25 protein-coding genes are annotated in these 23693 nt (G+C 69.0%); 6 read left to right on the top strand and 19 right to left on the bottom strand.

Going from position 1 to position 23693, the window contains the following annotated elements:
* Positions 1-5 precede the first annotated feature (5 nt).
* Entirely contained in the window at positions 6-1013 is a 1008-nt protein-coding gene (locus ASD13_RS11805) for a LacI family DNA-binding transcriptional regulator (RefSeq protein WP_017831290.1), read from the top strand.
* Here the strand turns inward: ASD13_RS11805 and ASD13_RS11800 are convergent.
* Complete coding sequence (locus ASD13_RS11800; RefSeq protein ID WP_055869324.1) at positions 1010-2656, bottom strand: FAD-dependent oxidoreductase; 1647 nt, start codon at positions 2654-2656, stop codon at positions 1010-1012. The genes ASD13_RS11805 and ASD13_RS11800 overlap by 4 nt on opposite strands.
* Positions 2657-2914: 258 nt before the next feature.
* On the opposite strand from ASD13_RS11800, the gene ASD13_RS11795 reads away from it, so the two are divergent.
* Complete coding sequence (locus ASD13_RS11795; RefSeq protein ID WP_055869323.1) at positions 2915-3208, top strand: metal-sensitive transcriptional regulator; 294 nt, start codon at positions 2915-2917, stop codon at positions 3206-3208.
* Positions 3209-3259: 51 nt separating this feature from the next.
* Here ASD13_RS11795 and ASD13_RS11790 read toward each other — a convergent pair whose 3' ends face one another.
* The 4 genes from ASD13_RS11790 to fdxA are packed head-to-tail and all read right to left on the bottom strand — an operon-like array spanning position 3260 to position 6089.
* Positions 3260-3889 carry a superoxide dismutase gene (locus tag ASD13_RS11790; protein WP_055869322.1) on the bottom strand — a complete coding sequence of 210 codons (630 nt, stop codon included), beginning with the start codon at positions 3887-3889 and terminating at the stop codon, positions 3260-3262.
* A 12-nt stretch (positions 3890-3901) separates the two neighbouring features.
* A complete protein-coding gene (locus tag ASD13_RS11785) occupies positions 3902-4411 on the bottom strand; it encodes a flavin reductase family protein (protein WP_055869321.1) in 510 nt (169 codons plus the stop codon).
* A complete protein-coding gene (locus ASD13_RS11780) occupies positions 4408-5766 on the bottom strand; it encodes an FAD-dependent oxidoreductase (protein ID WP_055869320.1) in 1359 nt (452 codons plus the stop codon). Before ASD13_RS11780 ends, ASD13_RS11785 begins: the two co-directional genes overlap by 4 nt.
* Positions 5763-6089, bottom strand: coding sequence for a ferredoxin (gene fdxA, locus ASD13_RS11775; protein WP_055869319.1), 327 nt, complete (start codon positions 6087-6089; stop codon positions 5763-5765). Before fdxA ends, ASD13_RS11780 begins: the two co-directional genes overlap by 4 nt.
* A 117-nt stretch (positions 6090-6206) precedes the next feature.
* Between fdxA and soxR the strand changes: the two genes are divergently transcribed.
* A complete protein-coding gene (gene soxR, locus ASD13_RS11770) occupies positions 6207-6656 on the top strand; it encodes a redox-sensitive transcriptional activator SoxR (RefSeq protein ID WP_055869318.1) in 450 nt (149 codons plus the stop codon).
* Positions 6657-6782: 126 nt separating this feature from the next.
* Here the strand turns inward: soxR and ASD13_RS11765 are convergent, their stop codons facing one another.
* The 6 genes from ASD13_RS11765 to ASD13_RS11740 all read right to left on the bottom strand — a co-directional run bounded on the left by ASD13_RS11765 (position 6783) and on the right by ASD13_RS11740 (position 14594).
* Positions 6783-9029 (bottom strand): glycoside hydrolase family 3 N-terminal domain-containing protein, encoded by a 2247-nt coding sequence (locus tag ASD13_RS11765; protein ID WP_055869317.1) that lies wholly within the window; start codon positions 9027-9029, stop codon positions 6783-6785.
* Positions 9029-10147 (bottom strand): ABC transporter permease, encoded by a 1119-nt coding sequence (locus ASD13_RS11760; protein ID WP_055869316.1) that lies wholly within the window; start codon positions 10145-10147, stop codon positions 9029-9031. Before ASD13_RS11760 ends, ASD13_RS11765 begins: the two co-directional genes overlap by 1 nt.
* A gap of 1 nt (position 10148) precedes the next feature.
* Positions 10149-11237, bottom strand: coding sequence for an ABC transporter permease (locus ASD13_RS11755; RefSeq protein ID WP_055869315.1), 1089 nt, complete (start codon positions 11235-11237; stop codon positions 10149-10151).
* Positions 11234-12040 carry an ABC transporter ATP-binding protein gene (locus ASD13_RS11750; protein ID WP_055869314.1) on the bottom strand — a complete coding sequence of 269 codons (807 nt, stop codon included), beginning with the start codon at positions 12038-12040 and terminating at the stop codon, positions 11234-11236. Before ASD13_RS11750 ends, ASD13_RS11755 begins: the two co-directional genes overlap by 4 nt.
* Positions 12037-12861: an ABC transporter ATP-binding protein gene (locus tag ASD13_RS11745; RefSeq protein WP_055869313.1), complete on the bottom strand. Its 825-nt coding sequence runs from the start codon at positions 12859-12861 to the stop codon at positions 12037-12039. Before ASD13_RS11745 ends, ASD13_RS11750 begins: the two co-directional genes overlap by 4 nt.
* A gap of 71 nt (positions 12862-12932) precedes the next feature.
* Complete coding sequence (locus tag ASD13_RS11740) at positions 12933-14594, bottom strand: ABC transporter substrate-binding protein (RefSeq protein WP_055869312.1); 1662 nt, start codon at positions 14592-14594, stop codon at positions 12933-12935.
* A gap of 160 nt (positions 14595-14754) precedes the next feature.
* Here ASD13_RS11740 and ASD13_RS11735 point away from each other — a divergent pair, with 160 nt between their 5' ends.
* Both ASD13_RS11735 and ASD13_RS11730 read left to right on the top strand, forming a co-directional pair.
* Positions 14755-15402: a TetR/AcrR family transcriptional regulator gene (locus tag ASD13_RS11735; RefSeq protein WP_055869311.1), complete on the top strand. Its 648-nt coding sequence runs from the start codon at positions 14755-14757 to the stop codon at positions 15400-15402.
* Between the two features lie 53 nt (positions 15403-15455).
* Positions 15456-16631 (top strand): amidohydrolase, encoded by a 1176-nt coding sequence (locus tag ASD13_RS11730; protein ID WP_055869310.1) that lies wholly within the window; start codon positions 15456-15458, stop codon positions 16629-16631.
* Positions 16632-16649: 18 nt separating this feature from the next.
* Here ASD13_RS11730 and ASD13_RS11725 read toward each other — a convergent pair whose 3' ends face one another.
* The 8 genes from ASD13_RS11725 to ASD13_RS11685 form a co-directional block, all read right to left on the bottom strand.
* The gene (locus ASD13_RS11725; protein WP_235562572.1) at positions 16650-16841 is read right to left on the bottom strand and encodes a toxin; all 192 of its coding nucleotides are present in this window, start codon (positions 16839-16841) and stop codon (positions 16650-16652) included.
* 55 nt (positions 16842-16896) lie between these two features.
* Positions 16897-17166, bottom strand: a complete 270-nt coding sequence (locus tag ASD13_RS11720) for a ribbon-helix-helix domain-containing protein (RefSeq protein ID WP_055869308.1) — start codon at positions 17164-17166, stop codon at positions 16897-16899.
* Positions 17167-17237: 71 nt separating this feature from the next.
* Positions 17238-17522 carry a hypothetical protein gene (locus ASD13_RS11715; RefSeq protein WP_157535628.1) on the bottom strand — a complete coding sequence of 95 codons (285 nt, stop codon included), beginning with the start codon at positions 17520-17522 and terminating at the stop codon, positions 17238-17240.
* A 387-nt stretch (positions 17523-17909) separates the two neighbouring features.
* On the bottom strand, positions 17910-19001 hold the full coding sequence (gene moaA / locus ASD13_RS11705; protein WP_055869305.1) for a GTP 3',8-cyclase MoaA: 1092 nt from the start codon (positions 18999-19001) through the stop codon (positions 17910-17912).
* A 116-nt stretch (positions 19002-19117) separates the two neighbouring features.
* Positions 19118-20197, bottom strand: a complete 1080-nt coding sequence (locus tag ASD13_RS11700) for a sulfate/molybdate ABC transporter ATP-binding protein (RefSeq protein WP_055869304.1) — start codon at positions 20195-20197, stop codon at positions 19118-19120.
* Positions 20194-20982, bottom strand: a complete 789-nt coding sequence (modB, locus tag ASD13_RS11695) for a molybdate ABC transporter permease subunit (RefSeq protein WP_055869303.1) — start codon at positions 20980-20982, stop codon at positions 20194-20196. Before modB ends, ASD13_RS11700 begins: the two co-directional genes overlap by 4 nt.
* Positions 20979-21755: a molybdate ABC transporter substrate-binding protein gene (gene modA, locus ASD13_RS11690; protein ID WP_055869302.1), complete on the bottom strand. Its 777-nt coding sequence runs from the start codon at positions 21753-21755 to the stop codon at positions 20979-20981. Before modA ends, modB begins: the two co-directional genes overlap by 4 nt.
* Before the next feature lies 1 nt (position 21756).
* Positions 21757-22149, bottom strand: coding sequence for a TOBE domain-containing protein (locus ASD13_RS11685; protein WP_017831266.1), 393 nt, complete (start codon positions 22147-22149; stop codon positions 21757-21759).
* A gap of 142 nt (positions 22150-22291) precedes the next feature.
* On the opposite strand from ASD13_RS11685, the gene ASD13_RS11680 reads away from it, so the two are divergent.
* Entirely contained in the window at positions 22292-23680 is a 1389-nt protein-coding gene (locus ASD13_RS11680; protein WP_235562571.1) for a D-alanyl-D-alanine carboxypeptidase family protein, read from the top strand.
* Positions 23681-23693: the final 13 nt, after the last annotated feature.

Here is a 23693-nt window from a genome sequence, read left to right as displayed (position 1 = left end):
AACACATGGCCAGCATCGATGAGGTCGCCCGGCTCGCCGGAGTCTCCACCGCGACCGTCTCGCGCGCACTGAGCGGACGCGGCCATGTGTCCGAGTCCGCGAAGGAGAGGGTGCAGGCCGCGGCGCAGTCGCTCGGCTACGTCGTCTCGTCGCGCGCGTCGAGCCTGGCCTCCGGTCGCACCCGCAACGTCGGCGTCATCGTCCCCTTCCTCGACCGGTGGTTCTTCAGCACGGTGCTCTCCGGCGTCTCCGCCGCTCTCATGCGCGCGGGCTACGACATCACGCTGTACAACATCACCGCCGACAAGGACGTGCGCCGCCACGTGTTCGACACGTTCCTGCGTCGGCAGCGCGTGGATGCCGTGATCGCGGTGTCGATCGAGCTCGACGAGGACGAGACGCAGTACCTGCTCGACCTCGGGCTTCCCGTGATCGCGATCGGCGGTCCGAACCCGAAGCTCGACACCCTCACGGTCGACGACGTCGCGGTCGCGCAGCTGGCGACCGAGCACCTGATCAGCCTCGGCCACACCGACATCGCGCACATCGGAGCGAACCCCGAGTTCGACATCGACTTCCACATCCCGACCAACCGCCGCCTGGGCTTCGAGAAGGCTCTGGCGAAGGCCGGCCTCCCCCTGAACCATGCCTTCCTCGAACCAGCCGACTTCACGGTCGAGGGCGGATACCGGGCGGCCAAGCAGCTGCTCGGACGCCCGGGACCCCGCCCGACCGCGGTGTTCGCGGCGTCGGATGAGATGGCCATCGGCGCCCTGCTCGCGGCTCGCGACCTCGGCTTCAGCGTGCCGGAGGAGCTGTCGATCGTCGGCATCGACGGGCACGAGCTCGGCGAGTTCTTCCGCCTGACCACGGTCGATCAGTTCCCGCTCGGACAGGGAGAGCGGGCAGCGGATGCGGTGCTTGCGAAGCTCGCCACCCCGGATGCCGTGCACATCCCCTCGGCGCTGCCCTACGAGCTGAACGTGCGTGGGACGACCGCGCGCCTGCTCTAGCCGCGAAGCAGGGTGGCGTCGCGCCAGGTGCGATAGCCGCCGTCGAGGTTGCGCGCGTCGACACCGTGCTGCCGGAGGATCCGGGTGGCGATGTGCCCGCGCAATCCGACCTGGCAGTGGACCACGACGGGCCCGTCCGGCAGTTCTTCCCGCCGATCCCTGAGCTCATCGACCGGCACGTTGAGGGCACCGGGAATCGCCCCGGCCGCGAACTCCGCGGGCGAGCGCACGTCGATCAAGGTGGCTCCCGCCGTCTGCGCGGCCTCGAGCTCATGCCACTGGATCGTCGGAGTGGTGCCGGTGCGGGTGTTCTCCGCGACGTAGCCGAGGATGTTCACCGCATCCTTCGCCGAGCCGAACTGCGGCGCGTAGGCGAGCTCGAGATGCGCGAGCTCGGCCGCGGGCATGCCGGCCTGCATGGCCGTCGCCACCACGTCGATCCGCTTGTCCACACCGTCCCGCCCGACGATCTGCACCCCGAGGATGGCGTCGGATCCAGGGTCGGCGAGCAGCTTCATCGACAGCGTCTCGGCACCGGGGTAGTACCCCGCATGGGATCCGGGGTGCACGTGCACGACGTAGAACTCGCGCCCCGCCGCCCGGAGCTGCCGTTCACTCCACCCCACCTTCGCCGCGGCGATCCCGAACACGCGGACGATCCCGGTGCCGAGTGCGGGTCGCACCGTCTCGGTCCGCCCCGCGATGAGATCGGCCACCATGCGGCCGTGCCGGTTCGCGAGGCCGGCCATGGTGATGAGAGCCGTGTCACCGCCCACGAGCTCGAGCTTCTCGACGCCGTCTCCCACAGCGAACACGTCGGGCGCGCTCGTGCGGCACATCGAATCGACCGCGATGCCGCCGGTCTCACCGAGGCGGATGCCGGCGCCCTCCGCCAGCGCCGTCTCCGGTACGACACCGGAGGCATCGATGACCAGTTCTGCGGCGACCGTCGACCCGTCGCTGAGCGTGACGGCGCCGCTCCCCGCCGTGGCGACCTCGACCCCGAGGCGCACGTCGACACCGCGCGCACGGATCTCGGCGGCTATCGGGGCGGCCATCTCCGCATCGAGAGGAGAGAGCAGGTGGGGCCCCCGCTGCACGAGGGTGACCGACGCTCCCCGTGCGACGAGGTTCTCGACCGCTTCCAGGCCCGTGTAGCCACCGCCGACGACCACCACCGGCACTCCGGGGCGTGAGAGCGACGCATCGATCACGTCCGCGTCTTCGACCGTCCGCAGACTGCGGACGGGGACGTCGGAGAGGGGCTCATCCCGCCGCGGGCGCGCACCGGTGGCGAGGATCAGCGTGTCGTAGCGCTGCGTGAAGCGGCGCCCGGTGTCGATGTCCATGACCTCGACCACCTTCTGGGCGGTGTCCACGCGCACGACATCATGACGCACGCGGACGTCGAGTCGGAAGCGGCTGCGCAGCGACGCGGGCGTCTGCAGGAGCAGCGACTCGCGTTCTGCGATCGCACCTCCCACGTAATAGGGCAGCCCGCAGTTCGCGTAGGAGACCTCGGGTCCGCGTTCGAAGACCACGATCTGCGCGTGCTCGTCGAGCCGGCGCAGGCGCGCAGCCGCGGACATCCCCCCGGCGACACCGCCGACGATGACGACCGTGAGCGGTTCGGAGGACGTCATCGCTGGAACATCCGCGAGAAGAAGCCGCGCTGCGTCTGCTCCTTCGGGTGCCCGGAACACCACTGCGATGCGGGAACCGTTCGCCGCACAGCGTCGACGTGCTCACCGCACCCCGCCCAGGTCGTCTTGCCACAGGTCTTGCAACGGACTGCTCGGCACATTGTTCTCGACTCCTCACCGATACCCCCACGGGTATCTGGGTCTCACTATACCCCAGGGGGTATAGTGAGAAGTCCAGCCGACACTCAGGGAGCGAACATGTCATCCGCAGACGCCGAGACTCAGCGCAAGATCGTCAATCGACTCAAGCGCGCGCAGGGACAGCTCGGGGCCGTGATCGCCGCCGTCGAAAGCGGAGGCGACTGCCGCGCGGTGGTCACACAGCTCGCCGCCGTCACCTCGGCGCTCGACAAGGCGGGCTTCCAGATCATCGCCTCCGCCATGAAGGAGTGCCTGACCGACCCGGAGGCGGAGACGGAGACGGAGACGGCCACCGACACCGGTGGGGTGTCGATGGCCGAACTGGAGAGGCTCTTCCTCTCCCTCGCGTGACCGCGAGCACGGCCGGTCGCGCAGATACTCACGGCCGGCCGCACATCACGGTCAGGTCACGACGATGAGACCCTTCGTCGCCGTGCGGGCTGCCTCGAAGCGACGCTGCACGTCGGGCCAGTTCACCAGCTCCCAGAACGCCTTGACGTAGTCGGCGCGCACGTTGAGGTAGTCGAGGTAGTACGCGTGCTCCCAGACGTCCAGCTGCAGCAGCGGGGTGACGCCGAGTGGGGCATTGCCCTGCTGGTCGAACAGCTGGAAGATCACGGGGCGCGCTCCGACGCTGTCCCACGCCAGCACGGCCCAGCCCGATCCCTGCACGCCGAGCGCGGTCGCGGTGAAGTGCGCGCGGAACGCCTCGATCGACCCGAACGCGTCGACCAGTGCGGCCTCCAGCTCGCCCTCGGGGGCGCCGCCGCCCTCGGGCGAGAGGTTCTCCCAGAACACCGAGTGGTTGATGTGGCCGCCGAGGTTGAACGCGAGGTCCTTCTCGAGCTTGTTGACGTTCGCGAGGTCGCCGGCGCTGCGAGCGGTCGCGAGCTGCTCGAGCGCGGTGTTCGCACCGGTCACGTAGGCCTGGTGGTGCTTGGAGTGGTGCAGCTCCATGATCTTGCCCGAGATGTGCGGCTCGAGGGCCGAGTAGTCGTAGGGCAGCTCAGGGAGCGTGTAGAGAGTGGACATGACGTCTTCCTTTCAGTGGTGGGTGTCGTTCGGAAGGGCGTGGAAGCGGCGGTCGAGGTAGACGAGCGGGCGGCCGGTCGGCCCTGCCAGCACGTCGATGACCTCGGCGATGACGACGGTCGACGAGCCGACCGCCACGGTCTGGATCGTCCGACAGCGCAGCGCCGCCCTGGCCTCGGGGAGATGAGGCTCTCCGGTCGGCAGTGCGGCCCACCCCTGCTCGGGCGTGAATCGCTCGGAGCCGCTCACGGCGAAGCTCTGCGCGAGGTCGGCATGCTCGTCGTCGATCAGGTGCACCACGAAGGTCGCAGCCCCCAGGATCGCCCCGGCGGAACCGGTGGCACGGGTCACGGAGAACACGATCGCGGCAGGGTCGACCGCCACAGAGGCGACACTCGACGCCGTGAGACCGACCGGGCCCTCGGGTGTGCTCGCGGTGATGATCGCGACGCCGGCGGGGTGCGTGCGGAACGCGGCCTTGAGCGCCTCGCCGATCGGGGTGGGTACGGGTGTCGCGGTCATCGGCCGGCCTCCATCATCTGTTCCTGCTTGGCATGCATCAGCATCTCCTCACGCTCGACGAGCTTGGTCCGCTCGCGACCGCGGTCCGCGCCGGCGCTGCGCTCGGCCGCATCGATGCGCAGCCACCCGTCGAAGTCGACGGCGTGGGTGAGATGCGCGATCGGGTCGTCGTCGCGGGCCTCGCGCTCCAGGGCGTCGAGGTCGTCCACGAGATGTCCGATGGTCTGTGCGGCGTCCGATTTGGTCGAGCCGATCAGCCCGACCGGGCCACGCTTGATCCAGCCGGTCGCGTACAGCCGCGGGATCGGTGCACCCTCCGCGTCCACGACGCGTCCCTCGACGTGCGGCACGACGCCGAGATCGGCGTCGAACGGCATCCCGGGAACAGGGGTCGAGCGATAGCCCACGGCACGATAGACCGCCCCGACCTCATAGCGCAGCAGGTGCCCGGTACCGACCATCCGGCCCAGCTCGTCGGAGGCGGTGCGCTCCATCTCGATGCCCGTCACGGCGTCGGAGCCGAGCAGTCGCACCGGGCGCTGCCGCAAGTGCAGGTGGATGCGGCGCGAGGCGGTGCGGCTCGCCGGATCGAGGGCCGCCCACTCGGTCATCGTGCGCACGATGATGCGGCGCTGCGAGAACTGGGCGACCATCCGCTCGGCGTGCTCGTCGAGAGCGAGCTCCTCCGGGTCGACGATCACGTCGACGTCGTCCTGCTCGGCGAGCTCTCGCAGCTCCATGGCCGAGAACCGCACGTCGGCGGGGCCCCGACGGGCGAACAGGTGCACGTCGCGCAGCGGGCTGGCCGCGAGCTGATCGAGCACGGCATCCGGAGTGTCGGTGTGGGTCAGCGCCGAGGCGTGCGTGGCGAGGATCCTCGTCACGTCGAGCGCCACGTTGCCCGCACCGAGCACGGCCACCGTCTCCGCCGTGAGAGGCCAGGTGCGCGGCGCATCAGGGTGCCCGTCGTACCAGGCGACGAAGTCTGCCGCGCCGAAGGATCCGGGCAGATCGATGCCGGGGATGTCGAGGGCGACGTCGAGGTCGGCCCCCGTCGCCACGATCACCCCGTCGTACGCCGCACGCAGCTCGTCGATCCCGACGTCGACGCCGATCTCGACGTTGCACCGCAGCCGGATGCGCGGGTTCAAGAGCACCTCGTGCAGCGCATCGGTGATCTTGCGGATGCGCGGATGGTCGGGGGCGACGCCGTAGCGGACCAGGCCGTAGGGCGCCGGCAGCTTCTCGAACAGGTCGATCGCCGCGTTCGGCACGCGGCCGAGCAGGATGTCGGCGGCGTAGATGCCCGCAGGGCCCGCCCCGACGATGGCGATGCGGGGTTCGGCGACGGTCATGCGTGTTCTCCCTGGGGCGCGAGTGCGGCGATGACCGGGTGGTCGAAGGCGAGCATCCCCGTCTTCGCGGCGCCTCCGGGAGATCCGATCTCGTCGAAGAACTCGACGTTGGCCTTGTAGTAGTCCTGCCACTCGTCGGGCAGATCGTCTTCGTAGTAGATGGCCTCGACGGGGCAGACCGGCTCGCAGGCACCGCAGTCCACGCACTCATCCGGGTGGATGTAGAGCGACCGCTCGCCCTCGTAGATGCAGTCGACGGGACACTCGTCGATGCAGGCCTTGTCCTTCACATCGACGCACGGCAGAGCGATCACATAGGTCATCGCGGGGTCTTCGTTCGGGTCACGCTGTCCTCGTTCGGTCGTTCGGCCCGTATCGGGGCCACCTGACAACCGTAAAACCTCAAGTATACTTGAGGTCAAATCGAGGAAGGCACCGGGATGAGTCCGCACGCACCCGACGAGCCGCTGACGATCGGCGAGATGACCAGGCGCACCGGAGTCGCCGCTTCCGCTCTGCACTTCTACGAGTCGCTCGGTCTCATCGCCTCGACCCGCACTCCCGGGAACCAGCGCCGCTACGCCCGGCACATGCTGCGCCGCGTCTCGCTCATCACGGTCGCCAAACGCCTCGGCATCCCGCTGTCCGACGTGCAGACGGCTTTCGCCGACGTGCCCCTGACCGAGACTCCGAGCCACGCCGACTGGCAGCGGGCCTCGAGGCGCTGGAAGCGCGAACTCGAGAAGCGCCGTGAGGGCATCGAACGACTCGAACGCGAACTCACCGGATGCATCGGCTGCGGCTGCCTGTCGATGAAGGCGTGCGGCCTGCTCAACCCCGACGACGCCCTGGGCACCCAGGGCGCCGGCCCCCAGCGCTTGCAGGACTGAACCCTCGCGTCGCCGCGTCACTATCGCCGAGACCCACGCTCGCCCGCCAGACCCATCGCCACAGACGTCGGCGGCAGTGGGTCTCGGCGAGGGGCGTGGGTCTCGGCGGGCCAGGGCTACGACAGGTCAGGCGACCTCGAAGTCCGCGGAGAGGAGAGCCTCGTCGCGGGAGCTGGGGCCGACGAGCAGCTCGAAGGCGCCGGCCTCGACGATGCGGTTGCCCGCGGCATCCACGATCGTGCAGTCGGCGACCGGCAGCTCCACCCGCACGCGCGCGGACTCGCCGGGGGCGAGGTCGACCTGACGGAAGGTCTTGAGCTCCTTGTCGGTCCAGCTCGCGCTCGTCACGGAGTCGCGCACGTACACCTGCACGGTCTCGCGCACGGACCGCTCCCCGGTGTTCGACACCGTGACATGACCGACGATGGTGTCGGACTCCCGCAGCGAAGTCGCGTCGAGCGTCAGGTCGGAGTACTCCACCGTCGTGTACGAGAGGCCCTCGCCGAATGCCCAGGCGGGCGACTGCGTGAGGTCGGCATAGCGATCGCCGTGCTGTCCGCGGATCTGGTTGTAATAGGTCGGCTGCTGGCCGACGTGGCGCGCGAACGAGATCGGCAGGTGCCCCGACGGTTCGGCCGCGCCGGAGATGATGTCGGCGAGTGCGCGCCCGCCCTGCATGCCGGGGTTCGCCGCCCAGATCACGGCGGCGGCCTTCGATGCCGATGCCGGGAGCACGAGCGGCTTCGAGGCGAGCAGCACGATCACGACGGGCGTGCCGGTCGCGATGAGCGCATCGATCAGGGCGTTCTGCCCGCCGATGAGCTCGAGCGTCGCAGTGGAGCGCCCTTCGCCGACCAGCTCGATCCGGTCGCCGACGACCGCCACGACGACGTCGGAGTCGGATGCCGCGGCGACGGCCTCCGCGATCAGCGCGGCATCCGGCTCGCAGGCCTTCACCACCGGCGGACGCGGCTGCTTGTCGGGGAAGAACGGCCCCTGCGGGTCTTCTTCGAGCGTGAGGATGTCGGCGCCGCGGGCGTGCGTGATGGTCCAGCCGTCGACCGACTGCAGACCGTCGAGCACGGTCGTGATCATCTCGCGGGGCTGGCCGTCGAGCCAGCCCGCCTGACCGGAGCCGCCTGCCCAGTCGCCGAGCTGTGTCTGGGCATCGTCGGCGAGAGGCCCGGTCACGGCGACCTTCAGCGCCGACGCGGGGTCGAGCGGCAGCACACCGTCGTTCTCGAGCAGCACCAGCGAGCGTCGGGCGACCTCGAGGTTCAGCTCGGCGTGCGCCGCACTGCCCACCACGGCGTCGAGCTCGGTTCCGGGAAGACGCGGGTTCTCGAACAACCCCAACTCGAACTTGAGCGTGAGGATGCGCGCGGCCGCCGCATCGAACGCGTCGTCGGCGAGCATGCCCTCGGCCACCGCGTCCAGCGCTCCTTCGAAGAACGACGGAGTGGTCATGATCATGTCGTTGCCCGCCCGCACGGCTGCCGCGGCCGCGTGCGTGATGTCGGGCTGGATCCGCTGCTCCCACACCATGCGACCGACGTTGTCCCAGTCGGTGATGAGCGTGCCGGTGTAGCCCCACTCACCGCGCAGCACGTCGCTGAGCAGCCAGTCGTTGGTCGTGATCGGCACGCCGTCGGTGGTCTGATAGCCGAGCATGAACGTGCGGCATCCTTCGCGGGCGACGCGCTCGAACGGCGGCAGGAACCACGAGCGCAGCTTGCGCCGTGAGATGTCGGCCTCGCTCGCATCACGCCCGCCCTGCGTCTCGGAATACCCGGCGAAGTGCTTGGCGGTCGCGAGGATCGCGGTCGGATCGTCGAGTCCGTCGCCCTGGTAGCCGCGCACCATCGCCGAGGCCAGCTCGCCGATCAGGAACGGGTCTTCGCCGAAGGTCTCGTCGATGCGACCCCAGCGCAGGTCGCGCGCGATGCACAGCACGGGAGAGAACGTCCAGTGGATGCCGGTCACCGCGACCTCTTCGGCGGTCGCGCGGGCGACGCGCTCGACGAGGTCGGAATCCCACGACGCGGCCATGCCGAGCTGCGTGGGGTAGATCGTCGCTCCCGGCCAGAACGAGTGCCCGTGGATGCAGTCCTCCGCCACCAGCAGCGGGATGCGGAGCCGGGTCTGCGCCGTGAGCTCGTTCGCCCGCAGGATGCGCTCCGGCGAGGTGTGCAGGATCGATCCGGCGTGACGGCGGGCGATGTGGTCGTCGATGTCGTCGCGGGCGTCGAGCTGGAGCATCTGCCCGACCTTCTCCTCCAGCGTCATGCGGCTGAGGAGGTCGGCCACGCGTTCGGGGATCGAGAGAGCGGGGTCCTGGTACGGGAGCTGCGTGGTCAGAGTCTGAGAGGTCATCACTTCGTGTTCTGGGTCGAGGTCTTCGAGGAGTCTGGGGAAGTCGTCGAGGTTACGGGATCGGGAGCCTTCTCGGGCAGGGGCACGCTGCGGACGGCCGTGACGGCGTCGTTCACGTTCAGCCCCTTCTTCTTCATCGCTCTGGCCCGCTCGCCCGCGGAGCGCAGGCGCGGGTTGACGTACTCGTCGATGCCGAAGTTGATGAGCGAGAGGGCGACGCCGATGATCGCGATGCAGAGGCCGGCGGGCACGTACCACCACCACAGACGCGGGAACGCGCCGTTCTGCTGGGCCCAGAACAGGATGGTGCCCCAGTTCAGGTTGCTCACCGGGATCACCCCGATGAACGCCAGCGTGGTGAGACCGAGGATGGCCGCCGTCACGGTCCCGACGAAGCTCGAGGCGATGAGCGCCATCAGGTTCGGCAGCATCTCGACCGTGATGATGCGGCGCAGCGGTTCACCGTTGGCGCGCGCGGCCTGGATGAAGTCGCGGTTGCGCAGCGACATCGTCTGGGCACGCAGCACTCGGGCGCCCCAGGCCCATCCCGTGATGCCGAGCACGGCGGCGATCACGATCAGGGGCGGGTTCTCGAACTGGGAGGCGATGATGATGATCAGCGGGATGCCGGGGATCACCAGGAACACGTTGGTCAGCGCCGACAGCGACTCGCTCTTCCAGCCGCGCACGTACCCGGCGATCACACCGATGGTGATCGCGATGATCGTGGCGATGAAGGCGGCGAGGAAGCCGACCACGATGACGCCACGGGTGCCGTAGATGATCTGGCTCAGCACGTCCTCCCCCATGTGCGTCGTGCCCAGCCAGTGCTCCCAGGAGGGGGGCTGGCGCAGGGCGGTGCGGTCCTTCTGCGTCGGACCGTACGGCGAGATCCACGGCGCGAGGATGGCGATGAGCACGAACACCCCGAGGATGATGAGCCCGGCGATCGACTTGGGGTTGCGGAACATCGCGAACGCCTGGGAGAGCTGCGACCAGAACGTCTTGCGCGGCGGGGCGGCGGCGGGCGGGGTGCGCAGCGTGGCGGTCTCCGGCATGCCGGAGACGACGGCCGATCCGTCGGGCGCCGTGCTGTGGGCGGTGGTGGGAACGGTCATGTCAGGACTCCATCTGGCGCGTGCGCGGGTCGAGGTAGGCGTAGACCACATCCGCGAGGATGTTGGCCACGAGCACCGACAGCGTGATCACGAGGAACACGCCCTGCATGAGGGCGAAGTCCTTGGCGTTGGTGGCATCGAGCAGGAGCTTGCCGACGCCCGGATAGCTGAACACCATCTCCATCACGATGGTGCCGCCGACGATGAACCCGATCGACAGCGCGAAGCTCTGCACCTGCGGCAGCACCGCGTTTCGGGCGGCGTAGCCCCAGAGCACCCGCTTGTTGGGCATGCCCTTGGCCTGAGCGACCGTGATGTAGTCGTCGTCGAGCACGGTCAGCATCATGTTGCGCATGCCGAGCACCCAGCCGCCGAGCGAGGCGACCACGATGGTCAGTGCCGGCAGCGTGCCGTGCATGATCACCTGCCCGATGAAGTCGAAGCTCCATTCCGGGGATTGCCCCTTGTCGTAGGCATGCGATGAGGGGAACCACTTCAGGGTGGAGGAGAAGATCGCGATCGCGATGAGGCCCAGCCAGAAGTACGGGATGGTGTTGAAGAACGTCGTCACCGGGATGATCGCGTCGAGCTTGCTGCCGCGCTTCCATCCGACGACCGCTCCGGCGACGGTGCCGATCGTGAACGAGATGATGGTCGCGATGCCGACCAGGCCGAGCGTCCACGGCAGGGCTGACGCGAGCACCTCCGCGACCGGGCGCAGACCGTGCAGCGTCGAGATGCCGAGATCGCCGCGCAGCAGCATCCCCCAGTACTCGATGTACTGCTGCCAGATCGACTTGTCCGTGTCGATGCCGAGCAGGATGCGCAGCGACGCCTCGGCCTCGGGGCTCACGCTGCGGTTGCGTGCGAGGTACGAGCTGACCGCATCGCCCTTCATGAAGCGCGGCAGGAAGAAGTTGATCGTGATGGCGGCCCAGAGCGTGAACAGGTAGAAGGCCGCGCGACCGGCGAAGAAGCGCCATGGCACGCGCCGTCGTCCGCGTTCTGCCGCGGTCGCGGTGGTGCCCACCTCGAGGGCGTCGCGGGCGACGAGGTCGTCGTCGTCGAGCTGGGGGAACGCGGTGCTCACAGTGCGCCTCCGGTCGATGTTGCCTGTGCGAAGAACTTGTCCGGGTCGGGGGAAGCAGATCGCAGTTCGCGCGTGTACGGGTCCTGCGGGTTGAGGATCACGTCGTCGGCGGCGCCGTACTCCACGACGCGGCCCTGGTTGAGCACCATGATCTCGTCGCTGAAGTGGCGGGCGGTGGCGAGGTCGTGGGTGATGTAGAGCACGCCGAGCCCCTCTTCGCGCTGCAGGTCGGCGAGCAGGTTCAGCACACCGAGGCGGATCGAGACATCGAGCATCGACACGGGCTCGTCGGCGACCAGGAGCGAGGGACGCGAGGCGAGGGCACGCGCGATGGCCACCCGCTGCCGCTGGCCGCCCGACAGCTCGTGCGGGCGGCGGTCGATCACGGCGTCCGCATCCAGGCGCACGCGGTCGAGGAGTCGGCGCACCTCGGCCTCCGTCTCCCGCTTCGGCACGACATCGTCGAGGCGGATCGGACGCTCCAGGTGGTAGCGGATCGAGTGGTACGGGTTGAGCGAGGCGAACGGGTCCTGGAACACCATGCGCAGCTGCTGCCGGTACTTCCGCAGACCCCTGCCTCGCCGAGGGATGGGTGCGCCGTCGAGCAGCACTTCTCCGCTGGTCGGGGTCTCGAGCTGGGTGAGGATCTTCGCGATCGTGGACTTGCCGCTTCCGGACTGGCCGACCAGCCCGATCGTCTGCCCGGAGGTCAGGGTGAAGCTCACATCGTCGAGGGCTTTGATCTGGCCGGCGCCGCGGACGTTGTAGGCCTTCGTGACGCTTCGGAATTCGAGGGTGGTCATCGCACCAGCACCCCTCTCTCCCCGGTGAGTCGGGGGAACGACGACAGCAGCGTCTTCGTGTATTCGTGCGCGGGCTGCGTCCAGATGCGCTCCGCGGTCGCGAGTTCGATGATCTCGCCCTCGCGCATGATCGCGATCCGGTCGCTGATCTCCAAGAGGAGAGGAAGGTCGTGGGTGATGAAGATCACCGAGAAGCCGAACTCGTGCCGCAGCTGCGAGATCTGCTTGAGGATCTCCCGCTGCACCAGCACGTCGAGGGCGGTCGTGGGCTCGTCCATGACCATCAGCTGCGGGCGCAGGGCGAGGGCCATCGCGATCATCACGCGCTGGCGCATGCCGCCGGAGAGCTCGTGCGGGAAGGAGCGCATGCGCTGGCGTCCGACCTTGACGATCTCCAGCAGCTCCTCGGACTCGGCACGCCGCTGCGCGCGATTCATGTCGGGACGGTGGACCTCGAAGACGTCCTCCAGCTGCGACCCGATCGTCGCCACCGGATTGAGGGCGTTCATCGCCCCCTGGAACACCATCGACACCTTGTCCCAGCGGAACCGCTGCATCGCGTCGACATCGAGAGCGTTGATGTCGATGTCGACGCCGGTGACGTCATGGAAGGTCACGCTGCCGCCGGTGATGACGGCCGGTGCGCGCAGCAGGCGCTGCACGCCGTAGGCGAGGGTGGTCTTTCCGCATCCGCTCTCCCCGGCGAGGCCGAGGATCTCGCCGCGCTGCAGTTCGAGGGTGACGTTCTTCACCGCCTCGACGGGGGGATCGACGTCGTACACGACCGAGAAGTCGCGCACGCTGAGCAGGGGTTCTGGCATGGGGTGTCCTTCGTCGATCTGATCGGGGAGCCCGCACCGCCCTCGGCGCGGGCTCCCCTGCAGGATGGTGCCTACTCGGCGGGCTTCAGCTTCGTGAGGATCTGCACGATGTTCTGCTGCGTCGGGTCGGCCGACGCGTACGGGTCCTCGTCCGAGGGCCACCCGACGTAGTTGCGGGTGTTGAACTCACCCAGCAGCGGGTGCGCGCCCAGCGGGATGGCCGGCACCTGCTCGGAGAAGATCGTCTGCAGCGTGTCGAGGGCCGTCGTGCGCTCTTCGTCCGACGAGGCGTTGGCGTAGGTGTTCAGCGCCGCCGTCGCCACCGGGTCGTCGAAGCGACCGAAGTTGAAGCCGGCCTTGCCCTCGGGCGAGATCCAGCGCGGATCCATGGTCGAGGTGTAGAGGCCGTACGCCGTGCCGCTGTCCTCGAGCCAGTGGATGATCGCCGAGAACGTGCCGTTGTCGCGGGGGTCGGCCCAGCCGCCCCAATCCGGCATGTCGATCTTGACCTCGGCGCCGATGGCCTCGGTGACGTCTTCGGCGATCAGCTCCTGCGCGGTGTTCCAGTCGCTCCATCCGGAGGGGACCGAGAGCGTGAACGACACAGGCTCGCCGTCGGGGTCGATCAGCGCGTCGTCCTTCCAGGTGTAGCCGGCGGTGGTGAGCAGATCGCGGGCCTTCTCGGCGTCGACCGCGTACTCCTTGTCCGTGAACTCGGGCTGGATCTCGTCGTCGAGGATCGAGGAGAGGCCTGTGACCGACCAGACGGGCTCGCTCGCGCCTTCACGCGCGATGTCGACGTAGGCGTCGCGGTCGATCACCCAGGCGAGAGCCTGACGGAATGCGGGGTCGTCGAACGGCTTCTGCTGGAGGTTCATGAACAGCGTCGCGGAACCGGTGGTGGGCGCCGCCCAGAACTTGTTGTGCTCGGGGTCGGCCGAGAGGAACTGCTCCTCGATCTGCGGGATGAACGCCTGAGCCCAGTCGGCGTCGCCGTTGGCGAGTGCCGTGGTGAGCGCGGTGTTGTCGCCGTAGGAGACGTAGTGCAGCTCGGGCACCGCGAGGTCACCGCCCCAGTAGTCGTCGCGGGCTTCGAGGGTGACCGACTCCGTCGACCAGTTCGAGAGCACGTAGGGGCCGGTGCCCACGAGGTCGTCGCCCTTGACGGGGTTCGTGGCCGGGTCGTCGAGGTTCTCCCAGATGTGCTTCGGGACGATCGGCACGTGCAGCACGCGGGCCTGGTTGACGTACTTCGACTCGGCGAAGGTCAGCACGACCGCGTCGCCCTCGACCACGGCCCCCTCGAACTGCAGGCCGGCCGTGTCCAGAGCCGGGGTGGAGACGAGCTCGTATGAGAAGACGATGTCGTCGGCGGTGAAGGGCGTGCCGTCACTCCAGGTGACGTCCTTGCGAGGGACGACCGTGAGAACGGTGTAGTCGTCGTTCCACTCGATGCTCTCGGCGAGCCACGGGGTCACGCCGCGGTCGCCGGTCTGGTTCACGAGGCCGAGGGTCTCGAAGATCACCTTGCCGTAGCCGTACTTCGACGCGGAGGAATCACCGACGAAGGGGTTGTTCGACTCGGTGGTGATCGCGCCGTCTGGCTTGGCGATGGTGAGGGATGCGGAGCCGGCACCCTCGTCGGATCCACCGCCTGTCGAGCAACCGGCGAGGGCCGATACGCCGAGGGCGGTGATCGCGGTCACGGCGATCAGAGACTTTCTGAGCTTCATTGCTTCTCCTAGGGGCACGGGTCTTTGTGCGGCGTCGCCGGAGGACGGGGAGTCCGCCGACTGTCGTGATTTGCTTACTGTCGAGAAAGTAAGCTTCCGTGAGGTTACCGAGTAGTAAGTTTGATCGCAAGCACAATCCGACGATGGAGAGGAGGCCGCGGTGTCAGACAGCGACCAGACCGTGCGCGTGCGCCCGGCGACCCTCGCGAAGCGCGAGCAGATCCTCAAGGCGGCCGTGGAGATCTTCGGCAACAAGGGGTCGACCAACGGCACCCTGGCCGATGTGGCTGAGCAGGTCGGCATCACGCATGCGGGCGTCCTCCACCACTTCGGCTCGAAGCAGAAGCTGTTGCTCGAGGTGCTCGCCTACCGCGATCAGGCCGACGTCGCGGAGCTCGCGGAGAAGCACATCCCCGGCGGACCCGAGCTGTTCCTGCACCTGGTGCGCACGGCATTCGCGAACGAGAAACGGCCCGGCATCGTGCAGGCGTACACGGTGCTCTCCGCCGAGTCCGTGACCGACGACCACCCCGCCAGGGACTACTTCGAGGAGCGGTACACGACCCTGCGTCGAGAAGTCACCGCCGCATTCCACGAGCTGTGCGCCCAGGAGGGCGTGCGCGATCCGGACACCATCGCCGCAGCCTCCGCCGCGATCCTCGCGGTGATGGACGGCCTGCAGCTGCAGTGGCTCCTGCACCCCGGGACCGTCGAGCTCGGGGAGACGAGCGAGTTCGCGATCCAGGCGATCGTGAACGCCGTGCTGCGCCCGGGGCCGCAACTGCCGACCTACGTGCACCCCGCCTGATCCGTCGATCGCGCACCCTCGGCACGAGCCGCTCGCAGGGCTAGGCTCGGGCCATGACGATCGATCTCGAAGCGCTCTACATCGACCTGCACCAGCACCCCGAGCTCTCGTTCCAGGAGACGCGCACCGCCGGCATCGCCGCCCAGCATCTGCGCGACCTGGGCCTCGAGGTCGAAGAGGGCGTCGGAGTCACCGGCGTCGTCGGCGTGCTGCGAAACGGCGAAGGTCCGGTCGTGTGGGTTCGGGCCGACATGGACGCGCTCCCGGTCGAGGAGCAGACCGGCCTGTCGTACGCGAGCACCGCCAAGGGCATCGACCCGGCGGGCACGACCGTTCCCGTCATGCACGCCTGCGGTCACGACATGCACGTCACCGCCATGATCGGCGCGGTCGAGAAGCTCGTCTCCGAGCGCTCCGGCTGGTCGGGAACCCTCGTCGTGCTGATCCAGCCCGCCGAGGAGTACGGCGCCGGGGCGCGCGCGATGCTGGACGACGGCATCCTCGACCGCTACCCGAAGCCCGACGTGGTGCTCGGCCAGCACGTCACGCCGCTTCCCGCCGGCGTGATCGGCGTGCGCAGCGGCACGCAGATGGCGGCCTCCGACGGGCTCACCGTCACCCTGCACGGGCGCGGCGGACACGGCTCCCCCCCCCCCCCCCCCCCCCAGACCATCGCCTCCCGCGAGATCGATCCGCAGGGCGTCGCGGTCGTGACGGTCGGCTCGATCCACGCCGGCCTCAAGAACAACATCATCCCCGCCGAGGCGAAGCTCGAACTGAGCCTGCGCTACCCGAACGAGGAGACGCGCGAGAAGGTGCTCGCGAGCGTGGAGCGCATCGTGCGGGCCGAGGCCACGGCCTCGGGCGCCGAGCGCGAGCCCGAGATCCGCACCGATCACACACTGCCGGCCACGATCAACGACGAGCACGCCACCGCACGCGTCACCGCAGCGCTGCAGCGCGCGCTGGGCGAGGCGGCCGTCATCGACCCCGGCATGTTCACCGGCAGCGAGGACGTCTCATGGTTCGCCCGCGACGCCGGAGTGCCTCTCGTGTTCTGGTTCTGGGGCGGCATCGACCCCACGCGGTTCGCCGAGGCGGTCGCCGCCGGTCGCCTCGGGGAGGACATCCCCACCAACCACTCGCCGTTCTTCGCGCCAGAGATCCACCCGACGATCGAGGTCGGCGTGACCGCCCTCTCGGCCGCGGCCCGGGAGTTCCTCGCCTAGAGGTGGAAGAGAATCGATCTACAGCTCGTCGAGGTACTGAGCTCGGGCCTTCATCGCGTGGATGATCAGCTCGTAACTGTCGTCGTAGATCAGCACGACGAGCTCGAGGAGGCGGCCTGAAGGGTCGGCGGCGATCATAAGCCAGCGGCGCGGGTCGTCTTCGTCGTCGAGCGGGCGCGAGTGCAGGACATGCTCGACGGCATAAAGCACGGAAGAGTCGTCGAGCTGGTCGCGCCGGTAGTGTTTGCGGGCTGATCGGTGCAGGTCAGGCAACGTGCGCCCACTCGCGCACTGCGGCGCGAATCGCCTCAGAACGCGTGGCGATACCCTCGGCATCAGCGCGCGCTGTCAGCGCTGCGATCGTGGTCGCATCGAGCCGCACAGGGATCACCGCGCCGGGGCCATCGCCCACCGTCGGTCGACCTCGACGCGGTTTCGGGAGTTTCGACAAGTCGTAGCCGGCCTCGGCCTCGTCCGCCCACGCCTGAATCTGCTCGTCAGTGACGGGCTTTCCGTTCACCAGGTGCTCACTCATGCACTTACTGTATACGAAAATCACGGAATTGTGTATACGAAAATAAAGCCCCTCGTTGCCGACTGCCGCGCTCACGCGGCGGCGTGCAGTTTCCGCAGGAAGACGTGCAGGCCGAGGGCGTCTCTCCTGCTCGGCTGTTCAACAGAAAGATGGCGGTGCAGCAGGTCGGCGACCTCTCCCGGAATCGGGTCGATCGCGTGGGCCTTCTTCACGTCTTGGGAGCCGAATCCGGCCAAAAGCGTCACGGACTCGCCGCCCGTGCCCCTCACCTCGACGCGGGCGTAGTCCGTGTCGAGGCGGATCAGCACACGAGCGATGGAGGCCCAGGGGAGCGCTCGCTCCACCCCGGCACCCATGATCCGGATCCCCCCCGTCATCCCACTCGATGACGTAGCGCTTCCTTCGCCAGGCGAAGATCCACAACAGGGCGAGCACGATGACGACAGCCACGCCACCGGCGACCGCGACGACACCGGACCTGCCGAGGATGGAATCGGTCTCGAGGGAGATCGCGATCAACGCCGCCGTGGCAGCGGACCCTCCCACAGCCACGCAGCCGACGATGATCGCCACGAGCTGGCGCATGGAGACTCGCGTCGCCCGGATCGTCAGGCGGTACCCGTCACGCCCCTGCCCGATCGGCTCCCACATCCGTGCACCCCCTGTGCCTTGAGTCGGTCCCGCGCGCCCCCTCGGCCCACACGCCGAGAACTCGGACCGGGAGGGTCATGTTCGACCCGCGCTCAGCCGCCGATCGCGTTCATGCCGCGCGCCGGCTGCAGGAACGAGGGGTCGTTGATCGCGTGTCCCGGGAGCTTGCCGTGCACGCAGGAACGCAGCATCGCGGCGATCCCCCCGGCACGCGCGCCCGGTACGGCGTCGGCGCCGCGAAGCACGTCGACCAGGTCGTACTCGACGTTCGAGAACAGACAGTTGCGCAGCTGACCGTCGGCGGTCAGGCGCAGACGGTCGCAGGCGCCGCAGAACGGGGCGGTGACCGAGGCGATCACACCCACCTCGTGCGGTCCGCCGTCGATGCGCCACTTCTCGGCCGGCGCTCCCCCACGACCCTCGACCGGGTCGAGACGCCAACGCTCGCCCAGGGATGCGAGGATCTCCTCGCGCGTGACCATCGAGGCTCGGTCCCAGGTGTGTCCGGCATCCAGCGGCATCTGCTCGATGAAGCGCAGCTGCGCGCCCATCCTCATCGCGAACTCCACGAGGTCGACCAGCTCGTCGTCGTTGATGCCGCGCATGGCGACCGCGTTCAGCTTGAGAGGGCGGAGGGACGAGGCCGCGGCCGCGGCGATGCCCTCGAACACGTCGTCTAGTCGGTCGCGCCGGGTGAGATCGGCGAAGCGCTGACGGTCGACCGTGTCGATGCTGATGTTGAGGCGCGTGAGTCCGGCATCGATCAGGTCGGGGAGCTTCGGGGCGAGGCTGATGCCGTTGGTGGTCATCGCGACCTCGACGGGGCCGTCCTCCCCCTCGATGCGGGCGATGCGCCGCACGACCTCGACGATGTCGCTCCGCAGCAGCGGCTCGCCGCCGGTGAGGCGGAACGTGCGGATGCCGAGAGCGGCGGCGACCTCGGCGACCTCGACGATCTCGTCGGTGGAGAGGATGCTCGTGCGGGCGAGCCATTCGTTGCCCTGCTCGGGCATGCAATAGGTGCAGCGCAGCGAGCAGCGGTCGGTGAGCGAGATGCGCAGATCACGATGCACACGGCCATGCGTGTCGACGAGACCGCCACTGAGGGCCTCCTGGCCGGCCGCCTGCGGCGCCGATGCGGCGTGCGGCGGGCGCACACCGATCACGACCGGTACGGCCGTCATGGCGCTCCCCCGCTCCCCGTCATCGTTCGAGACTAACCCGCCGAGACTCGGTCGGGGCCGCCTCGGCGACGGCGAGCGGGAGATTGTCAGCGTTGCGACGGCCTCCCCGGGGCTGCTCAGACCACGGATACGAAGCGCACGCGCTCGGGGTCTATCCGCAGGCGGACCTGATCCCCCGGCGCGAGCCCGTCCGCTTCGGCGAGCGAGACATCGACCGCGCACGACTCGGTCTGCACCCGCACCCCGGCGAGCGTGGATTCGAGTCGTGTGACCTCGGTCTCCCAGGCATCCGATTCCGCATCACCGACGACCTGCACATGCTCGGGACGGAACACGGCGGCGAGCGGCGAGCCCACGACCGCGGCGAGCGCGAGCGAGGCGGCATCCGTGCTCGCGAGACGCCGGTGACCGCTGCGCCACCCGCCGTCCGCCGCGACGCCCACCAGCCGATTGACGCCCGCGATCGAGGCGACGAAGTCCGAGGCGGGCGCAGACAGCACGTCGCGCACGGGTCCGGTCTGCGTGACACGCCCCGACTCGATGACCACGAGACGGTCAGCCAGCGCGACGGCGTCCGCGGCGTCGTGCGTGACCGCGAGCGTGGTGATCCCGGTGAGCTGATCGCGCAGCATCTGTCGGATGTCGCCCGCCGTCGCCGGATCGAGCGCCACCAGCGGTTCGTCGAGCAGCACCGCGCGCGGAGATGCGGCGAGCGCTCTGGCGACCGCGACGCGCTGCCCTTCGCCGCCGGAGAGCTCGCGCGGCATGCGATCCCCCGCTCCGGGGAGTCCGACGCGTGCAAGCCACTCATCGGCCGAGTCGCGCGCGGTGCGGGCGTCCTCTCCTGCCGCGCGAGGGCCGAAGGCGACGTTCTCGCGCACCGACAGGTGGGGGAACAGCCGCGCATCCTGGCCGAGCAGCACGATGCCCCGGTTCATGGGTGCGGTCCGCACGCGCGGAGCGGCGACGCGGTCGACCACGCGTCCGTCGACCTCGATCTCCCCTGCAGTCAGCGGCTCGAGCCCTGCGAGCGCCTGCAGCAGGGTCGATTTGCCCGCACCACTGGGCCCCATGATGGCGACGGTCTCACCGACCGCGACCTGCACCGCGACCTCGACGGCGAAGTGCTCGCGTTCGACGACCACCTGCGCCCGCAGCCCCGGCGCTGCGGCGGCGTGGTGCTCCGACGGAGTCATCGTGTCACCCCCGGCCGCCAGCCGCGCACCAGCAGCAGTACGACGATCGCGGTGGCGAGCAGCAGCAGCGCGAGGGCGACCGCCGTGCCCTGCGACACTCCCGCTCCGTTGAACGCCGTGTAGATCGCCAGCGGCATTGTCTGCGTGACCCCAGGCCGATTTCCGGCGAACAGCGCCGTCGCGCCGAACTCGCCGATGGCCCGCGCGAAGCACAGCACGACGCCGGCGACGATGCCCGGAGCCGCGAGCGGCAGGGTGATGCGGCGCAGGATCGTCCATCGGCCGGCTCCGAGCGCCGCCGCCGTGCGTTCGTAGTCCACACCCGAGGTGCGCACCACACCCTCCACGGCCAGCACCAGGAACGGCAGCGCGACGAACGTCTGCGCCAGCACCACCGCCGGGGTGCTGAAGGACAGACCGAGTCCGCCGAGCCACCCTGCACGCCCGAACAGGTACAGCAGCGCGACACCGCCCACCATCGGCGGCAGCACCAGTGGCACCGTGACGACGGCGCGCAGCACCGCTGCCAGTCGAGGGCCGGAGCGGGCGATGTACAGCGCGAGTGGCACGCCCACGATGATGCACACGACGGTGGCCACGAGGCCGGTGCCGAGCGAGAGCAGGAGTGCCGAGAGCGCAGCCTGCGACGTCACATCCGCGAGGAAGGTCGACCACTGCACCCGCGCGACGAGAGCGGTGAGCGGCAGGACCAGGAAGACCAGTCCGACGAGGGCGGGAACTGCGAGAGCGCGCGGAGCGTATCCGTGCGCAGGTGCCGCGCTCACGGGGCTCCGAAGCCGAAGTCCGCCAGGATCCTCTGACCCTCCGCCGACAGCACGAAGGCCACGAACGCCTCGGCCGCCTCGACGTTCGGCGCGTCGGAGAGCGCGGTGATCGGGTAGTGGTTGACGACCTCGTCGGCGCCGTCGGGCACGATCACCTCGACATCGTCACGACCGATCACGTCGGTGGCGTACACGAGTCCGGCGTCGGCTTCGGAGGCGGCGACCTTCGTGAGCACGGCCGTCACGTTCTGCTCGAGACTCGCGGCGTCGACCGTCACGCCCGCCGTGGAGAGCAGCTTCGCGGAGGCCGCACCGCAGGGCACCTCCGGCGCGCACAGCACCGTGGTCACGTCGGCCAGATCGGCCAGTGCCCCGACCTCGCCCGGGTTGCCGGTCGGCACGGCGATCACGAGGGTGTTGGAGGCGAACAACGCAGGATCCACCGCGGCATCGGTCGCCTTGTCCATGTTGGCCTCGTCGGCGGATGCGAACACGTCGGCCGGCGCGCCTTCGAGGATCTGCGTGACCAGGGTCGACGAGCCGTCATACACGGGGCTGAACCTCACGCCCGGGTTCTCGGCGGTGAAGGCCTCCCCGATCGCGTCGAAGGCCCCGCTGAGGGAGGCGGCGGCGTAGACCGTGAGGTCTCCGCTCAGGCCGCCCTCCGCAATCGTCGGTGTCGCCGTGCTCCCGTCGGCGCTCGCACAGCCCGCGAGGGCGAGCGCGACGGCGGCGAGGACGGCGACCGCGGAACGGCGGAACGTGCGGTTCATGTCAGCCCTTCGGGACCTCGACGACGACCTGGGTCGCCTTGACGGATGCGGTGGCGAGCGAACCGACCTCGAGCCGGAGTTCGCGCACCGCTTCGGACGAGATCAGCGAGACGACCCGATGCGGTCCGGATTGGATGTCGATCTGTGCCATCAACCCGTCGACCTGCACCCGGGTGACGATGCCGACGAAGCGGTTGCGGGCGCTGGAGAGCACGTCTCCGGCCTTCTTCGCCTCCTCCGCGAGGGCGACGGCTCGCGCCGCGACGGCATCCCCGGGGATCTCTGCCGGAACCGCATCGGTGACCGGCAGCAGCCCCTGCTCGATCCATCGACGAACCGTGTCGTCGCTCACCCCGAGCAGCTGCGCGGCACGGGCGATCCGGTAGGTCTGCATGAAGTGAATCTACCGCAGATACGGAGATATTCATCGATAATCTCCGACTCTGCGACTCTGGGTGGCCGATCACTCCCCTCCCACACGCCGCGGTCCCTGTGTCCCCCCGAATGGCCGATACCGCGTGCGTCGGATGTCCGACATGATGACTATCACCATGACGGCACCGAATCCACCGGCGGACGACCTGTCCGACTTCGCCGAGCTGATGACGCACGAGCAGGAGTTCCTCTCCCCTCGTGATCTCGTCGATCCGGTAGTCCGCCGAAGGCGCAGGCGCCGCGGTCTCCTCATCACGGCGGTCTGCGTCGTCCTGTTGCTGGCCGCGACCGGCGGTTACGTCGGGTGGGCTCTCACCGCTCCCGTCGGTGCGCCCACTATGACCACACAGACACCGCAGGCCCCGACCGTCGATGCGGCGGCGGTCGCCACGCCCCCGGTCGGCGCCTCGGCGATCAGCGTCTCCGGCGCGGACGCCTACCTGGGCGAGTCGGCGAGTGGAATCTGGACGTCGAGCGGCACCGGCGAGCCGCTCCCCATCGCGAGCATCACGAAGCTCATCACCGCGTTGGTCATCCTCGAGGCCTCCCCGCTCGCCTCCGCAGAAGACCCCGGACCGACGATCACGTTCGACAAATCCGATCACGACCTCTACGACAGGTACTACGTGATGGGGGCGACCATCGCCCCCATGCCCACCGGCACCTCGATGTCGCTGCGCGATGCCCTGGCCGCCATGCTGATCCCCTCGGCGAGCAACTACGCCGAGGCGCTGTCATCCCGGATCTTCGGATCGCAGAGCGCGTTCCTCGGCGCGACGCGCGACTGGCTCGCCGCCCATGGGCTGACGGGCACGACGATCACCGAGCCCACGGGGATCAGCCCCCGCAACACGAGCACGCCCGCCGACCTCCTGGCGATCGGGAAGCTCGCCGCCGCGAATCCGGTGATCGCTCAGATCGTCGCGACCCCATCGATCTCACTCCCCGGCGCCGGCCCGCTCTACAACACCAACGGACTTCTCGGAACCAGCGGCATCACGGGGTTGAAGACCGGCAGCCTCGGCGAGGGCACCTACAGCCTGCTGTACACCGCGACCCTCGTCGTGGGCACCACCGACCCTCTCGCGGTGACCGGTGTCGTGCTCGGAGGACCCTCGCGCGAGTCGGTGAACGCCAGCGTGATCGCCACTCTGGACAGCGTCCGCGCCGGTTTCCACCAGGTGCCGGTCGCGACCTCAGGACAGGAGATCGGCACGATCTCGACGCCGTGGGGCGACACCGCGCGACTGGTCATCGGAGAGGCGGCATCGATCTTCACCTGGTCGGACACGCCGATCACCGTGACGATGGACATCGAGACTCCGCCGACCTATCGGGACGGCTCGGTCGTGGGGAGCGTCACCTGGACCGCGGGCCCGAACACCGTCACCGCCCGGGTCCAGATCAAAGGCAGCATCGACTCGCCGTCCGAGTGGTGGCGACTCACCCACCCGTCCGAGCTCGGCTCGATGACGGATGCCGCGCGCTGAGGCGACACGGGCG

This window comes from Microbacterium sp. Root1433D1 (assembly GCF_001426835.1).
Classification (GTDB): domain Bacteria; phylum Actinomycetota; class Actinomycetes; order Actinomycetales; family Microbacteriaceae; genus Microbacterium; species Microbacterium maritypicum.
This window is presented reverse-complemented; position numbering and strand designations above follow the sequence as displayed.

Bases quoted from the DNA above. Each gene is read 5' to 3' on its own strand.
- ASD13_RS11805 (WP_017831290.1), top strand. From the start codon at position 6: ATGGCCAGCATCGATGAGGTCGCCCGGCTCGCCGGAGTCTCCACCGCG.
- ASD13_RS11800 (WP_055869324.1), bottom strand. From the start codon at position 2,656: ATGACGTCCTCCGAACCGCTCACGGTCGTCATCGTCGGCGGTGTCGCC.
- ASD13_RS11795 (WP_055869323.1), top strand. From the start codon at position 2,915: ATGTCATCCGCAGACGCCGAGACTCAGCGCAAGATCGTCAATCGACTC.
- ASD13_RS11790 (WP_055869322.1), bottom strand. From the start codon at position 3,889: ATGTCCACTCTCTACACGCTCCCTGAGCTGCCCTACGACTACTCGGCC.
- ASD13_RS11785 (WP_055869321.1), bottom strand. From the start codon at position 4,411: ATGACCGCGACACCCGTACCCACCCCGATCGGCGAGGCGCTCAAGGCC.
- ASD13_RS11780 (WP_055869320.1), bottom strand. From the start codon at position 5,766: ATGACCGTCGCCGAACCCCGCATCGCCATCGTCGGGGCGGGCCCTGCG.
- fdxA (WP_055869319.1), bottom strand. From the start codon at position 6,089: ATGACCTATGTGATCGCTCTGCCGTGCGTCGATGTGAAGGACAAGGCC.
- soxR (WP_055869318.1), top strand. From the start codon at position 6,207: ATGAGTCCGCACGCACCCGACGAGCCGCTGACGATCGGCGAGATGACC.
- ASD13_RS11765 (WP_055869317.1), bottom strand. From the start codon at position 9,029: ATGACCTCTCAGACTCTGACCACGCAGCTCCCGTACCAGGACCCCGCT.
- ASD13_RS11760 (WP_055869316.1), bottom strand. From the start codon at position 10,147: ATGACCGTTCCCACCACCGCCCACAGCACGGCGCCCGACGGATCGGCC.
- ASD13_RS11750 (WP_055869314.1), bottom strand. From the start codon at position 12,040: ATGACCACCCTCGAATTCCGAAGCGTCACGAAGGCCTACAACGTCCGC.
- ASD13_RS11745 (WP_055869313.1), bottom strand. From the start codon at position 12,861: ATGCCAGAACCCCTGCTCAGCGTGCGCGACTTCTCGGTCGTGTACGAC.
- ASD13_RS11740 (WP_055869312.1), bottom strand. From the start codon at position 14,594: ATGAAGCTCAGAAAGTCTCTGATCGCCGTGACCGCGATCACCGCCCTC.
- ASD13_RS11730 (WP_055869310.1), top strand. From the start codon at position 15,456: ATGACGATCGATCTCGAAGCGCTCTACATCGACCTGCACCAGCACCCC.
- ASD13_RS11720 (WP_055869308.1), bottom strand. From the start codon at position 17,166: ATGAGTGAGCACCTGGTGAACGGAAAGCCCGTCACTGACGAGCAGATT.
- ASD13_RS11715 (WP_157535628.1), bottom strand. From the start codon at position 17,522: ATGGGTGCCGGGGTGGAGCGAGCGCTCCCCTGGGCCTCCATCGCTCGT.
- moaA (WP_055869305.1), bottom strand. From the start codon at position 19,001: ATGACGGCCGTACCGGTCGTGATCGGTGTGCGCCCGCCGCACGCCGCA.
- ASD13_RS11700 (WP_055869304.1), bottom strand. From the start codon at position 20,197: ATGACTCCGTCGGAGCACCACGCCGCCGCAGCGCCGGGGCTGCGGGCG.
- modA (WP_055869302.1), bottom strand. From the start codon at position 21,755: ATGAACCGCACGTTCCGCCGTTCCGCGGTCGCCGTCCTCGCCGCCGTC.
- ASD13_RS11685 (WP_017831266.1), bottom strand. From the start codon at position 22,149: ATGCAGACCTACCGGATCGCCCGTGCCGCGCAGCTGCTCGGGGTGAGC.
- ASD13_RS11680 (WP_235562571.1), top strand. From the start codon at position 22,292: ATGATGACTATCACCATGACGGCACCGAATCCACCGGCGGACGACCTG.